The organism is Kribbella deserti (assembly GCF_042434725.1).
In the GTDB taxonomy this organism is placed as follows: Bacteria; Actinomycetota; Actinomycetes; order Propionibacteriales; family Kribbellaceae; genus Kribbella; species Kribbella deserti.
The window spans coordinates 131,799-145,950 of sequence record NZ_JBHLTC010000030.1; the positions used below are offsets into that span (position 1 = coordinate 131,799).

Here is a 14,152-nt window from a genome sequence, read left to right on the forward strand (position 1 = left end):
CGATCGTCTCCCGCCGCGCGGGTGGGATACCGTTCGGTGATCTCTCGCTGAACCGGTTCTTATCCTAAGTGGTCTGCGCCGTAAGTTCTTCGGTGCTTGCCGCGTGGGCCGCAAAGAGTCCGGAGTTTCGGCGGGATTTCTTCGTCGTCGGGGGCTGGACAACTGAGGAGCGGGCATGAGTACGGCGATCCTTGATCCGCGGGGGACCATCGTGTTCGCCGGTGACAGTGTGACCGATTGCGGTCGGCGTGACGATCGCCGGCGCGGTCTGGGCAATGGGTATGTACGGCAACTGACCGTCGATCTCGGCAGCCCGGCACCACGCGTACTGAACACCGGCATCAGCGGCAACCGGGCGGTGGACCTGGTCCGGCGCTGGCAGACCGACGTACTCGCGCACCAGCCGGACGTGGTCTCCATTCTGATCGGCATCAACGACACCTGGCGCCGCTACGACAAGGCCGATCCGACCAGCACCGAGGCGTACGAGGCGTCGTACCGGCAACTGCTGGCCCCGCTGCGTACGGCCGGGGCGCGGATCGTGCTGATGGAGCCGTTCCTGCTGGCGGTCAAACCCGAGCAGCACGAGTGGCGCGAGGACCTCGATCCGAAGATCGCGGTGGTCCGCCGCCTCGCCACGGAGTACGGCGCGGTGCTGGTCCCGACCGACGCCGAGCTGAACCTCCGGGCGGAGTCGCTCGGGCCGATCGCGATCGCGGACGACGGCGTGCATCCGACGGCACTCGGGCACCGCCTGATCGCCGAGATCTGGCGCAGCACCGTACTTCGCGGCTGAGCGTTACCACTTCTCGACCGAGCGTCCCCGGACATTGATTTCCCGGCTGCCCTTGATCGTTACTGAACCGGTCAAGTAGCGTCTGCGGAAATCGTGTCAGTGCATTCTCGGAAGAGGAATCTCTGTGACCACATCCCTGAGTAGGGTTCCGCTCGGCAGCGCCGCGGGCAGTACCTGGACCGTGCGGGCCACCACCGGTCCGGTACCGCCCGAGCTGGAACGCCTGTTCAGCGAGCCGTCGCCGGCGACCGTGCCCGGCGAGGTGCACACCGACCTGCTGGCCGCCGGGCTGATCGACGATCCGTTCGACGGCGCCAACGAACACCTGCTCGCGTGGATCGGCCGGACCGGGTGGAGCTACCGGACCAGCTTCGACTGGGACCCGGACGGCCGCGAGGTCCAGGAGCTGGTTACCGACGGCCTCGACACCGCCGCGACGATCACCCTGAACGGCACCGAGCTCGGCCGCACGTGCAACCAGCATCGCGCCTACCGGTTCGACGTCACGGCCGTCCTGGTGGCCGGGACCAACGACCTGGTGATCGAGTTCGCCGCGCCGGTCGACACCGCGAACCGGTTGTCCGACGAGGCCGAGGGCGGACGCCGGCCCGGTACGAACGTGCATCCCTACAACGCGATCCGCAAGATGGCGAGCAACTTCGGCTGGGACTGGGGACCGGACGTCGCCACCGTCGGCATCTGGCAGCCGATCGCGCTGGAGTCGTGGTCGGGCGCGCGCCTGGCCGCCGTCCGGCCGCTGGCCCATGGCGACGGTCTGCTCGAAACCCACGTCGATCTCGCCTGGAGTCCCACCGCGGAACTCGAGCAGACCGTGGCCGTCACGGTCGGCGACACCTCGGCCGAAGCGACCGTTGCCCCAGGCACCGAATCCGTGGTGCTGCGCAACACCGTGCCGAACGTCGATCGCTGGTGGCCGCGCGGCTACGGCGACCAGCCGTTGTACGACGTCGAGGTGGCACTCGGCGGAAGTGGCTCGGCGAATTGGCAAGGCCGGGTCGGGTTCCGGACGGTGGAGCTGGAGCTGGCGCCGGACGAGCACGGCAGCCCGTTCGAGCTGTCGGTGAACGGGCGCAAGATCTACATCCGCGGTGCCAACTGGATCCCGGACGACGCCTTTGTCACCCGGCTCGACCGGAAGACCTACGAGCGCAGCATCCGCGACGCGATCGACGCGGGTATGAACATGCTGCGCGTCTGGGGTGGCGGCATCTACGAGTCCAAGGACTTCTACGACATCTGCGACGAGCTGGGCGTTCTCGTCTGGCAGGACTTCCTCTTCGCCTGCGCGGCGTACTCCGAGGAGGAACCGCTGCGCGGCGAGGTCGAGGCCGAGGCACGGCAGGCCGTCACCCGGTTGAGCCGGCACGCCAGCCTCGCGATCTGGAACGGCAACAACGAGAACATCTGGGGGTACGTCGAATGGTCCTGGCAGGTCCCACTCGCCGGGCGGACCTGGGGCGAGGGCTACTACCTGGACTTGTTGCCGAAGATCGTCGCGGAGCTGGATCCGCGCACGCCCTACTCGGCCGGTAGCCCGTTCTCGTACAGCAACTTCATCCACCCGAACGACGAGCGGTTCGGCACGATGCACATCTGGGACGTGTGGAACCAGGTCGACTACTCGGCCTACCGGAACTACCGGCCCAGGTTCGTTTCGGAGTTCGGCTTCCAAGGCCCACCGGCCTGGTCGACGCTGACCTCGGTGGTTCACGACGAGCCACTCGATCCGTACGGCGAGCAGATGCTCGTGCACCAGAAGGCCCATGAGGGAAATCTCAAGCTCGAGCGCGGACTTGGGGATCACCTCCCACGCTGGTCGAACATCGACGACTGGCACTGGTCCACCCAGCTGAACCAGGCCCGGGCGGTTGCCTACGGCATCGAGCACTTCCGCGGCCTGTTCCCGCTCAACACCGGCTCCATGGTGTGGCAGCTGAACGACAACTGGCCGGTCATCTCCTGGGCCGCCGTGGATGGTCACGGCATTCGCAAACCCTTGTGGTACGCGCTTCGCCGGGTGTACGCCGACCGGTTGATCACGGTGCAGCCAGGACCGGTTGGTCCGGTGATTGCCCTGCACAACGATTCGGACGAGCTCTGGTCGACCCGGTTGACGATGCGCAGGCGGTCCACCGGCACGGACGTGCTGGCGACCGAGGAGGTCGACATCACGGTGGGTGCCCGCGGAGCGACGAGCGTGGTGCTGCCGTCATCGGTCGCCACGTCGCTGGACGAGGCCGGCGAATACGTGGAGGTGCTGACAACCGACGGCCATTCGGCGTACTGGTACTTCGCCGAGGACACCACGCTGCGGCTGCTCCCGCCGGACCAGGCCTTCACGGCGAACGTGAAAGCGACGGACAGCGGTTACGAGGTGACGGTCGAGGCCCACGCACTGGTCAAGGACCTGGCCTTGTTCCCCGACCGACTGGACCCGGCCGCACGGGTGGACTCGAGTTTGATCACGCTCAGCGCGGGCGATTCGCACACCTTCCGGGTGAGTAACGCTGTCGCGCCGAACGGCCCACTCGACGTACCGGTGCTGCGCAGCGTCAACGACCTGGTGAACTGACGGGTTCCGGCAATCCATCGAACCACCGGGATGCGCGGGTGTTCAGTAGGGGCGTTCACCCGCGCCACCGGGAGGTTCGTTCATGTACGCAGTACCGCTCACCGCCGACGCCGAACTGCGCCCGCTGGAGCCGTGGCAGGCAGCGGAGTTCCTCGCCCATGTGGAGAAGGCCCGGGCGGATATCGTCCGGTACATCCCGTGGGCGGCGATCGTCGTCGACGAGGAGTCGGCCCGCGGTTTCCTGCAGACGTACGCCGATCGGCAGGCGGCCGACGGCGGCCGGATCGACGGCATCTGGCTTGCGGGTGAACTCGTCGGCGGGGTGTTGTTCCGGACGTTCGACCCGGCGGCCGGGACCTGCGAGATAGGTGTCTGGCTCGCCGCTCACGCGCAGGGCCAAGGGCTCGTCAGCCGGGCCTGCCAGGTTCTGATCGAGTGGGCGATCGGGCCACGCGGGCTGTATCGCGTCGAGTGGAAGTGTGCCCCGGACAACGAACCGAGCAAGGCCGTCGCCCGCCGCCTGGGCATGAGCTTCGAAGGCACCCTGCGCTCTGCCTTCCCCACCCCCGCCGGCCGCCAAGACCTCGAAGTCTGGTCCCTCGTCTCCTAGGCAGGGTCCACCCTTGCGTTCTTCGTCGGAATCCGCCCTCCAACTCCGCGGACCGGTGCTGAGGAGCGATGGGTGAGGGCGGATTCCGACGAATGAACGCCAACTGCGGGCATACTCGGTCGGCGTGATGCTTAGTCGGGGGATTCGGTTGGTCGCGCTCGGTACTGCCCTGCTCGCGGGGGCCTTCCTTACGAGCTGCGGTGACACTCCCCGCACCGACGCCACGCCGTCGGCACCAACCAGTTCTGGTCGGGCGACCACCTCACCCAAGGCGACTCAACCGACACCGACCAATCGGCCGAGCGCGAAGCCGTCGAAGCGGCCCGGCGAGTCGGCATCCGGCAATCTGATGCCGGTGGTGCAGCACGGACCGCGGGACCGGAAGAAGATCGCGCTCACGTTCGACGCGGACCTGACCAACGCGATGCGCAAGCGCCTGACCTCCGGCCGGGTGAAGTCGTACTACAACGCCGAGCTGATCGAATCCCTGCGCCGCCTCCGCGTCCCGGCCACGCTGTTCCTCACCGGCCTGTGGATGGAGCAGTACCCGGACCAGACCCGCGACCTGGCCGCCGATCCCCTCTTCGAACTGGCCACGCACAGTTACGACCACAAGGCCTTCACCGCCAAGTGCTACACGCTCGCCTCGGTGGCACCGGCCGACATGCTGACCGACGTACGGCGCGCGGTGACGATCCTGGACCGGCTGGATCCGGACGCCACCCGGTGGTTCCGGTTCCCCGGCGGTTGTTACGACGGCCGGGCGCTGCACGAGCTGGCTCCAGCCGGGCTCACCGCGGTCCAGCTGGACGTCGCCGGAGCCGACGGATTCGCCCGATCTCCCGGCGCGATCGTTGAGCAAGTCGTAGGGAACGCCCAGGCAGGTTCTATCGTCGTACTGCACATGCACGGCGGCGACAACGCTCCCTTCACCGGAAAAGCGATCGAGCCGATCGTGCGCAAACTGCGCGCGCAGGGGTACCAGCTGGTGACGGTCACGGACCTGATGCGGTCTGACCGGCCGGGCTGACCAGAGTGCTGACATAAGGGGAACGGATCGCGTGTCGACTCCAACCGCATCACGATCCCGGGGCCGCCGGCTCCGGGAGAACTCGATCGGCATCGGGTCCTCGACCGCGATCGGTATCGCCTCCACCGCGCCGGCGTACTCGCTGGCGGTCTCGGTCGGGCTGCTCGCGGCGTTCGCCGGCGGCGCCGCGCCGATCGTGCTCGCACTGAGCGCGATCCCGGTCATTCTGGTCGCGCTGTGCTTCCGCGAGCTGAACCGGACCGAACCCGACTGCGGCACCAACTTCGCGTGGACCGAGAAGGCCTTCGGGCTGGCGACCGGCCGGATGGTCGGCTGGACCACGGTAATGGCCTGCGTCCTGGTGATGGGCAACCTGGCCCAGGTGGCCGCCATCTACACGTACACCTTGTTCGGGCTCGACGGCGCGGCCGAATCGCGCCTCGCCCAAGCAGGACTCGGTACGGCGATGATCGGCGTGATGGCCTACCTCGCCTATCGCGGCGTGCGGATCGCGGCCCGGCTGCAGATCGTCCTGGTCTGTCTCGAACTCGCGGCCCTGCTCTACTTCGCGGTCAAGGCCTTCGCCGCGGCCGGATCCCTGGCGCTGCCGAATGACACGGGCTCCGGCTCGTGGGCGGGCTCCTTCCTGGTCGCGATCTTCCTCTACTGGGGCTGGGACTCGTCCTTCAGCATCAACGAGGAGAGCGTCGAGCCGAACCGCACTCCGGCCATCGGCGCACTGCTGACCAACGCGACCCTGATCGTGGTTTACCTCGTGGTGGCCTGGGCCGCGGTCGCCTACGCGGGTCTCGACCGCCTCTCCGGCGTGGGCGAGGACGACTTCTTCGCCACCTTGAGCGACGACCTGCTCGGTACGACGGGTGGCCGGATCCTGATCGGCGCGGTGCTGATCTCGGCACTGGCCTCGACCCAGACGACCATTCTGCCGACGGCCCGCACGATGCTCTCGATGGCCCGGCGCGACGCGTTCCCCGGCCAGTTCGCCCGGATCTCGGCCAAGTACCAGACGCCGACTGTTTCCACCTGGGCCTTCGCGGGCGCCAGCGCGCTGGTGTATGTCGCGCTGGTGCTGACCTCCGACGCCGTACTCGCGGACTCCGTGGCGGCGATCTCGGTCCTGGTCTCGTTGTACTACCTGGCGACCACGCTCGCCGTACCGCTGTATTTCAAGGGCTCGCTGGCCGAACGACGGCTGCAGCGGGTCGTCGTACCGACGTTGGCTGCGGCTTGTTTCGCGGTCGTGCTGGTTCTCGCCGCCTTCGATGTGGGCGTCGGCCCTCTGGTCGTGGTGGCCGTCAGTCTGGCGGTCGGCGCGGCGGTCATGTTCTCGATGAAACCGCACGCTCCGGAAGGAGATCCGGCATGAGCCAATCCCGCCGGCGGATGCGCAGCGCCGGTATCACCCTCGGGCTGACCGCGCTGGTGGCCGCCTCCCTGACCGGCTGCTCGAACGACGAACCCAAGGACTACGCCGCGATCTGCGTGAACCCGCAAACCGAAGAGCGCGTCGACGACGACCAGTGCGACGACGAGCGCGAGTACAACGGCTCCGGCGGCGGTGGCGGCGGCTTCTTCTGGTTCTACATGGCCACCCGGGGCGGCGGCCTGGTGCCACCGGTCGGCGGGCGATACTCCCCCAGCGCCGGCACGTACTCGGTGTCCACCCTGCGCAACAGCAAGGGCCGGCCGGTCAGCGTGCAGCGCGGCGGCCTCGATACCCGCGGCGGCGACATCGGCACGATCGCCCGGGGCGGGTTCGGCAAATCCAGTAAGGGCGGGAGCGGCGGCTGATGTGGCGTCACCTGATCAAACCTCGTGACGGCTGGAAAGAGCGCGTCATCGAGCAAGGCCTGGTCTTTCCGATGACGGACCTGCCCGACGGCAGCGAGACGCCGTACTGGAACGAGAGCGCCTGGTACGAGGTGACCATGGACGAGGTACTGCACCTCGAACGGGTCACCGAGGAGCTGTACGGCATGTGCCGGCACGCGGCCGAGGTGATGGCCTCCGGCGACCGGTTCAGCGACTCGCAGCTCGGTTTGGCCTCGGGCACGCTGCCGCTGGTGCGGGAGTCCCTGCGCCGGGAGGACCCGTCGGTGTACGCGCGGTTCGACCTGGCGTGGAACGGGCCCGAGCCGAAGATGCTGGAGATCAACGGCGATACCCCGACCGGGCTGGTCGAGTCGGCCGTGATCCAGTGGAACTGGCTGGAGGACGTCTTTCCCGACGCGGACCAGTGGAACTCGGTGCACGACCGCCTGGTCAAGTGGTGGTCCGAGCAGCGCTTCCCGGGTAAGGAGGCGCACTTCTTCAACTCCGCGTCCGAAACGTCCGGTGAGGAAGAGATGACCGTCGCCTACATGCGCGACACCGCCGCGATGGCCGGACTGCAGACGTATGGCCACGTGATCGAGGAGCTCGGCTGGAACTCCACCACCCGGGAGTTCGTGGACTGGGGCGGCCGGCCCGTGCGCACGGCGTTCAAGTTGTATCCGTGGGAGGACATGCTCGACGAGGAGTTCGGGCGGTACGTCCTCGGTGGCATCGAGAAGGAGCCGGTGCAGTGGATCGAGCCGGTCTGGAAGACGATGCTGTCCACCAAGGCGATTCTGCCGGTGCTGTGGGAGCTGTATCCCGATCACCCGAACCTGTTGCCGGCGTACTTCGGGCATCCCGGCGATCTGACCGAGTGGGTGGCCAAGCCCTTGCACGGACGTGAGGGCAGCAACATCCGCATCCACACCGATGACGGCGAGCACGTACAGGACGGGCCGTACGACACTGAGAATTGCGTCTACCAGCAGTGGTATCCGCTGCCGTCGTACGAGGGAAACCGGGCGGTGATCGGTAGCTGGGTCATCGACGGTGTGGCCGCGGGCATGATGATCCGCGAGTCGGACGGGCCGATCACCGACTACTACGCCCGCTTCGTACCGCACGCCATCGCGATGGAGAACCGCCCGTCCCCCGAAACCATCCAGGCCTGGCTGGCAGAGTGAGCCCGGCCTTGGGCTCGCCTTGGGCTGGCCTTTGGCTGGCCGCGTGAGCGCGGCCTGGGCTGGCGGGGTGCGGCTGAGCTGGGTGGCAGAGTGAGCCTGAGCTGGGTGGCGGCGTGAGCTTGACCGTCGAGTATCTCCGGCTTACCCCGGCGGAACTGGCGCACGCCTTGGCGGATCCGGCGTGGGCAGAAGACTTCATGCTGGACTCCCCGCGCTCGAGGCGCTTCTCGAAGTACAAGGCATGGGACGCGTTGCGGTTCCTCCTGGCCCGGGTGGACTTCCCGGTCGACCTCTTCCGGGGCGAATGCGAGATGCCCGGAGCCGAGCCGTGGTTCAGCGGCCTCCCGCGCTACCTACCGCCCGATCGCGTCGCGCTTGCCGCCGCCACGCTCGCCGGTACGACGTACGCCGATCTCATCGCGGAAGTGGATCCGGCCGAGCTGGACGCGGCCGAGGTCTATCCGCCGATCTGGCACCGGCCGGACCAGTTGTACTGGCCGCGCGAGTGGTTCGACGGCCTGCGGACGTTTCTGCTCGCGACAGCGGAATCGGGCGACGCAATCGTCGTGTGGCGCGGCTAAGGACATCACTGAGCAGGGTATTTTCGTTTCATGGCGGAACGAAATGACCGAGTGGCGTTGGCAATGGCCGTGCTGGATCTGGTCGATACGGGTCATCGGCGCATCAGCCGGCGGCTGGACGTGGTCCGGCTCAAGGTGCTCGCGACGGTGGTGGTTCGAGGTCCGGTGCGGCCCGGGGAAATCGCGCTCGAACTAGGCCTGACCGCTCCCACGGTGAGCCGCCACCTCGCTGCGCTCGAGGACGAGGAGCACGTCACGCTGACGGTCGACCCGGGCGACGGCCGAACCTTCCTGGTCGCGCCTACCGTGGCGGGCCGCCGCGCCCTGAGGGAATCCGTCGACGCAAGCGCAACCGCCTTCGCCACCGACATCGCCGATTGGACCGACGCCCAGGTAACCGCCGCGCTAACCGCCATCAACCACCTCAACACCCCTGGTCCAAACCACCCCCCACCACGACCCCACCCCGCAACCGCAAATCCACCCGCCGCACTCCCCCACAGTGACGTGAAGGCAGCGAGGACGGCTCCGCCCGTGGCCGCCCACCTCCCCCACGCCGACGACGCCACGCCACTCCATCCGCCTCGCCCGCCCACCCACGCCGACGACGCCACGCCACGCCGGCCACCTCGCCTGCTCGTTGCAGGTCGCTCGTTCGCCCCGGTCCGCCTCGTCGGCTCCCCAAGACGATTCAGCAGGCCGCCATGGGAGTGGCTGGCCATCGGCGAGGTGGGTTACCACCTCGGAATCCCAGGTGGTAACCCACCTTCCGAGTGGCCAGCCACTCTCAGGCACCGGGACCACCCGCCACGGCGAGCGGCCGATGCGGGCGATGCGGGCGATGCGGGCGAGGTGGGCACGGATGCCGGGCTTTCGCGCGGCTACCCGGTTGTGGTGACGCCGCTGCCGAGTTGTTGCACCGCTACCCGGTTGCAACCAGGTACCCGCACCAAAAGTCGGCACCGGTCCCGCTCCACACCTTCACGAGTGGACGCGTCATAACGCGACCACTCGCGGGAACGTACGAAGCACGAGTGGGGACGTAAGGACGCGACTCGTGGTGGGGTGAGGACGCGGCCACTCGTGGTGGGGTGGTGGTGTGAGGGTCTCCGCCGTGGCGATGGCCGCCGCGACGGCGGGGACGACCTGCTGGAAGCCGCCGTCGGGTTAGAGGGAGATGGCGACGTACTTGACCTCTAGGTATTCGTCGATGCCTACGGAGCCGCCTTCGCGGCCTAGGCCGGATTGCTTGACGCCGCCGAAGGGCGCGGCCGGGTTGGAGACGATGCCCTGGTTGAGGCCGATCATGCCGGTCTCGAGCTGTTCGGCCACGCGGAGGGCGCGGGTGAGGTCGTTGGTGAAGAGGTACGAGACGAGGCCGAAGACGGTGTCGTTGGCCATGGCAACCACCTCCTGCTCGGTCTCGAACGGCGTGAGCGGGGCGACCGGGCCGAAGATCTCCTCTTGCTGGAGGCGGGCCTCGCGCGGTACGTCCGCGAGCACGGTCGGCGGGTAGAAGTAGCCGTTGCCGTCGGCAATCTTTCCACCGGTGCGCAGTTCGGCGCCCTTGGCAACCGCGTCGTCGACCAGCTCCGCCACCTTGCCGCGTTGCTTGGCGTCGATCAGCGGGCCCACGTCCACGCCGTCGTCGACGCCCCGGCCGACGGTCAGCTTGGACATCCGCTCGGTCAACCGGTCGGCGAACTCGGCCATCACCGAGGAGTGCACGTACATCCGGTTGGCCGCCGTACAGGCCTCACCGCCGTTACGCATCTTCGCCAGCATCGCGCCCTCGACGGCCTGGTCGAGATCGGCATCACCGAACACGATCAGCGGAGCGTTTCCGCCAAGTTCCATGCTGGTGCGCAGCACCTGATCCGCGGCCTGTTCGATCAGCTTGCGCCCGACCTCGGTGGATCCGGTGAACGACAGCTTGCGCGCGCGGCCGTCGCGAATCAGCGGCTCCATCACGCCGCCGGAGTCGCTGGTCGTGACGACGTTCAGTACGCCGGGCGGCAGGCCGGCCTCGGTGAGCAGCTCGGCCAGCTTGAGCATCGAGAGCGGGGTCTGCGCGGCGGGCTTGATCACCATCGTGCAGCCCGCGGCGATGGCCGGGCCGATCTTGCGCGCGCCCATCGCGGCCGGGAAGTTCCAGGGGGTGATCAGCAGGCAGGGCCCGACCGGTTGGCGCATCACCACGAAGCGGCCCTTACCGTTCGGCGCGACCTGGTAACCGCCCTCGATCCGCACGGCCTCCTCGGCGAACCAGCGGAAGAACTCCGCCGCATAGGCGATTTCGGCCTTCGACTCCGCGACGGGTTTGCCCATCTCCAGTGTCATCAGCAGCGCCAGCTCGTCGGCCCGCTCGGTCATCAGCTCGAACGCCCGGCGCAGGATCTCCCCGCGTTCCCGCGGCGGATGCGCCGCCCACTTCGCCTGCGCCGCGACGGCCGCGTCCAGCGCCGCGAGGCCGTCGGCCGGACTCGCGTCAGCCACCTCGCACAACGTCGTACCCGTCGAGGGGTCCTCGACGGCCAGGGTCTTACCGCCTTCCCCGGATCGCCACTCGCCACCGATGAACAACTGGTGCGGGCACGCCTCGACGACATCCTGCTCGCGGGACATTCCAACCTCCGGTTCGACGATGACCAGGTCGCTGGCTCCACCTTAGTGGTCTGCGCCGTGGCCTATTCGAGTGATTGTGGCGCCCTAGAAGCCACGGCGCAGACCACTAAGCACAACGCGAAACACCCCGCGGCCAAAGGCTCGCGGGGTGTCTCGGTGGTTCGCCGCCGTACGTGCCGGCCGCGGTTCGGGGCCGTACGTGCCGGCGGGGGTTACGCCGTACGTGTGCCGGCGGTGATTGCTGTGGTGTCAGTCGGCGTCGACGATGCTGGCGCCGGCCGCGTTGCGCTGAACCGCCTCGGCGCCGGCCCGGGCGCCCGCCTTGGTCTCGTAGGCCTCGCCGTTGGCGATCACCTCACCGTTGCCGGCCTTGAGCCGGAAACGGAACTTGCCCGACTTGTCCTCGAAGATCTCGAACTTACCCGCCATGCCGACGCTCCCGTTCTGTATGGAACTACTCCCTCGCACCATAGGTCTCCACCGCCACGAACGCTCGGCGACACCTCGGCTACACCCCGCACACCTTCACGATCCACCCACGCTCAGCCGTTGATGCGGTGCCAGAAGCGGTACTGGTGGTCCTTGACGAAGTCGGCGCGCCGCCAAGTACCGCTGGTGAGCGACTGCACGTGCCACCCCGCCGGACCGCGGTTGTCGCACAGCCGGGGCCATACCGACTCGCCACCGCCGTTGGGATCGCCTTCGGCCGCGAAGCGGGTCCACGCTCCGATCAGGCGTTCGGCCAACCGCGCCTGCGAGGCGGACAACTGCTCGAACAGGGCGAGGTCGAACAGGTACGGCAGCTCCGCCATGTGCTGGGCCGCGACCGGGAAGCTCGGCATCGGCATGCCCGCGTACCAGGGCGTGTCCTGCTCGGCGAACTCGTACATCCGCGTGGGTGTCCACCGGGACAGCGTGCGAGCGGTGTCGAGGCTCGGAACCGCCCAGCCCGAGTCGGTCCGTACCTTCGCCAGGGTCTGTCCCGCCGAGTCTCCCAGTGGGTAGCGCTTCAGTACGGCGTCCGCGTCCTTGCGGAACTGAGCCCGGACGGCGGGCTCGTACTCCTCGTCGGCCATGGGTTTCCCGGCCCCCAGCTCCTGGCCGATGATCCGGCCATTCTCCTCATCGCGGTTCACCCCGACGAGTACGGGAACGCGGTTGAAGCGACCGGTACGGAACGCCTGCTCGACCGGCAGTGGCAGCGTGGCGGTACCGCTCATCGGGCGCGGCTCACGCTGCGTGCCGTAGGCCGTCAGCAGGACGTCGATCGGCACCGCGCGGAGGCACGCGGCCACATCGGCGACGGTCGCGCAGCCCACGTCCTTGATCACCTGCTCGCTGTCGGCTTCGGCCGCCGCCTTGTTGCGCGAGGCGTTGCCCGGGGTGAGGCAGGGCGCGCTCTGCACGATCGCCCGGTGGAACAGTCCGGCGGACGCGGGTGATGCGAGCTGCCCACAGACGGCATAGCCGCCACCGGACTGGCCCATCAGCGTCACGTTGCCGGGATCACCACCAAAGGCCGCGATGTTGTCGCGCACCCAGCGCAACGCCGCGCGCTGATCGTGCAAGGCCAGCCCGCCCGACTCCTTCAGCGCCGGGTGGGCCAGGAAGCTGGTGACGCCCAGGCGGTAGTTGATCGACACCACGACGGCACCACCTGCCGCGAGCCGCTCGGGCCCGTACAGATCGCCCATGCCGATCATCAGGCTGCCGCCGTGGATCCACACGATGACCGGACGCTTCGCACGCTGACCGGCCGGGACGGTGACGTTCAGGTTGAGGCAGTCCTCGTCCGTACTGGGCTTGCCGATCGGATACGAGCGCGACTGCGCGCAGACCTTTCCGGGCTTCGTCGCATCCAGTACGCCGCTCCAGGCCGTCGGTCTGGGCGCGGCAAAACGCCCGGCTGCGGCGTACGGAATGCCCTGGAACATCTGCCCGGCCGGCCCAACCACGCCACGGACCACCCCGCCGGTGGTTTTGACGAGGGCCGGGTCAGGAGCAGCCCGGGCGCTTGGCGCAAATGTGGCGAGCAGCAGGAACCCGAGGCCCAGTGCGGCGATCTTCTTCATGTCTCTCCCTGTCGATTCGAGCGGTGAGACGAGACCCTAACCGAGATTTGCGCGATCGATCAAGGCGATCGCGCAAGACGATCGCCTGAGGCGTTCGATCCAGGACCTTGCTAGGGTGCCGCCATGGGAAACCGGGAAGACCTGCTCGCGGGCGCCAAGCAGTGCCTGCGCGAGAAGGGCTACGACCGCACCAGCGTTCGCGATATCGCGACCGCGGCCGGGGTGAGCATGGCCGCCATCGGCTATCACTACGGATCGCGGGAGGCGTTGCTCACCAAGGCGCTGTTCGACCTGCTGGACGAGTGGGGTGACAGCCTCGGGCGCGCGCTTGCGCCGGGGGCCGGCGATGACGCGGCCCACGGTTTCCGGCAGCTGTGGAACGGGCTGATCGAGCAGTTCAGCGCGCACCCGGATCTCTGGGTGGCGACGGTCGAGCTGTTCCTGCAGGCCCAGCGGCAGCCCACGCTGCGGGAACAACTGGCCGGTGGTGTCACCGAAGGCCGCCGCGGCATGGCGGCGATTCTGCAGAGCGTGCCTGAGGACGAGGTGTCCGAGCATTCGGTCCGGACTCTCGGCGCGGTTCAGATGGCGCTGATGTCCGGCGTGATGATCCAGAGCCTCAGTGATCCGGCGAACGCTCCGACCGCCGACGAGGTACTGGAAGGCCTGCAGGCGTTGGCGAAACTCGCCGCCAAAGCCTGACGCCACCAGCCTCTATAACTGCAGTACGGCGCTCGCCGGACGGGGCGGACCGGCGACCCCAGATGTCGGTCGGTCCGCCACGCCCGGCAAGCGCCGTACAGGTGGTTCCGCGGGACCGGTGGG

Annotated in this window: 13 protein-coding genes; 10 read left to right on the forward strand and 3 right to left on the reverse strand. The window is 68.2% G+C overall.

All coding sequences use genetic code 11. The annotated features are described in order from the left end of the window. Positions 1-175 precede the first annotated feature (175 nt). The 9 genes from ACFFGN_RS23290 (at position 176) to ACFFGN_RS23330 (ending at position 9,632) form a co-directional block, all read left to right on the forward strand. The gene (locus ACFFGN_RS23290; RefSeq protein WP_380051244.1) at positions 176-796 is read left to right on the forward strand and encodes an SGNH/GDSL hydrolase family protein; all 621 of its coding nucleotides are present in this window, start codon (positions 176-178) and stop codon (positions 794-796) included. A 124-nt stretch (positions 797-920) separates the two neighbouring features. Further along, entirely contained in the window at positions 921-3,389 is a 2,469-nt protein-coding gene (locus ACFFGN_RS23295) for a glycoside hydrolase family 2 protein (protein ID WP_380051246.1), read from the forward strand. Positions 3,390-3,471: 82 nt separating this feature from the next. Continuing rightward, positions 3,472-3,999 carry a GNAT family N-acetyltransferase gene (locus tag ACFFGN_RS23300; RefSeq protein ID WP_380051248.1) on the forward strand — a complete coding sequence of 176 codons (528 nt, stop codon included), beginning with the start codon at positions 3,472-3,474 and terminating at the stop codon, positions 3,997-3,999. 349 nt (positions 4,000-4,348) lie between these two features. Next, positions 4,349-5,029 carry a polysaccharide deacetylase family protein gene (locus ACFFGN_RS23305; RefSeq protein ID WP_380051250.1) on the forward strand — a complete coding sequence of 227 codons (681 nt, stop codon included), beginning with the start codon at positions 4,349-4,351 and terminating at the stop codon, positions 5,027-5,029. Positions 5,030-5,060: 31 nt separating this feature from the next. Then, entirely contained in the window at positions 5,061-6,416 is a 1,356-nt protein-coding gene (locus ACFFGN_RS23310) for an APC family permease (RefSeq protein WP_380051252.1), read from the forward strand. Next, the gene (locus ACFFGN_RS23315) at positions 6,413-6,841 is read left to right on the forward strand and encodes a hypothetical protein (RefSeq protein WP_380051254.1); all 429 of its coding nucleotides are present in this window, start codon (positions 6,413-6,415) and stop codon (positions 6,839-6,841) included. The genes ACFFGN_RS23310 and ACFFGN_RS23315 overlap by 4 nt, the downstream gene beginning before the upstream one ends. Continuing rightward, the gene (locus tag ACFFGN_RS23320) at positions 6,841-8,049 is read left to right on the forward strand and encodes a glutathionylspermidine synthase family protein (RefSeq protein WP_380051256.1); all 1,209 of its coding nucleotides are present in this window, start codon (positions 6,841-6,843) and stop codon (positions 8,047-8,049) included. The genes ACFFGN_RS23315 and ACFFGN_RS23320 overlap by 1 nt, the downstream gene beginning before the upstream one ends. Positions 8,050-8,162: 113 nt before the next feature. After that, the gene (locus tag ACFFGN_RS23325) at positions 8,163-8,630 is read left to right on the forward strand and encodes a DUF1877 family protein (RefSeq protein WP_380051258.1); all 468 of its coding nucleotides are present in this window, start codon (positions 8,163-8,165) and stop codon (positions 8,628-8,630) included. Between the two features lie 30 nt (positions 8,631-8,660). Continuing rightward, a complete protein-coding gene (locus ACFFGN_RS23330) occupies positions 8,661-9,632 on the forward strand; it encodes a MarR family winged helix-turn-helix transcriptional regulator (RefSeq protein ID WP_380051260.1) in 972 nt (323 codons plus the stop codon). A 165-nt stretch (positions 9,633-9,797) separates the two neighbouring features. Here the strand turns inward: ACFFGN_RS23330 and ACFFGN_RS23335 are convergent, their stop codons facing one another. The 3 genes from ACFFGN_RS23335 to ACFFGN_RS23345 all read right to left on the reverse strand — a co-directional run bounded on the left by ACFFGN_RS23335 (position 9,798) and on the right by ACFFGN_RS23345 (position 13,327). Continuing rightward, positions 9,798-11,255: an NAD-dependent succinate-semialdehyde dehydrogenase gene (locus ACFFGN_RS23335; RefSeq protein WP_380051262.1), complete on the reverse strand. Its 1,458-nt coding sequence runs from the start codon at positions 11,253-11,255 to the stop codon at positions 9,798-9,800. Between the two features lie 249 nt (positions 11,256-11,504). Then, the gene (locus ACFFGN_RS23340) at positions 11,505-11,684 is read right to left on the reverse strand and encodes a YegP family protein (RefSeq protein ID WP_380051264.1); all 180 of its coding nucleotides are present in this window, start codon (positions 11,682-11,684) and stop codon (positions 11,505-11,507) included. Positions 11,685-11,797: 113 nt separating this feature from the next. After that, a complete protein-coding gene (locus tag ACFFGN_RS23345) occupies positions 11,798-13,327 on the reverse strand; it encodes a carboxylesterase/lipase family protein (RefSeq protein ID WP_380051266.1) in 1,530 nt (509 codons plus the stop codon). A 123-nt stretch (positions 13,328-13,450) separates the two neighbouring features. On the opposite strand from ACFFGN_RS23345, the gene ACFFGN_RS23350 reads away from it, so the two are divergent. Next, positions 13,451-14,029: a TetR/AcrR family transcriptional regulator gene (locus tag ACFFGN_RS23350; RefSeq protein ID WP_380051268.1), complete on the forward strand. Its 579-nt coding sequence runs from the start codon at positions 13,451-13,453 to the stop codon at positions 14,027-14,029. Positions 14,030-14,152 lie beyond the last annotated feature (123 nt).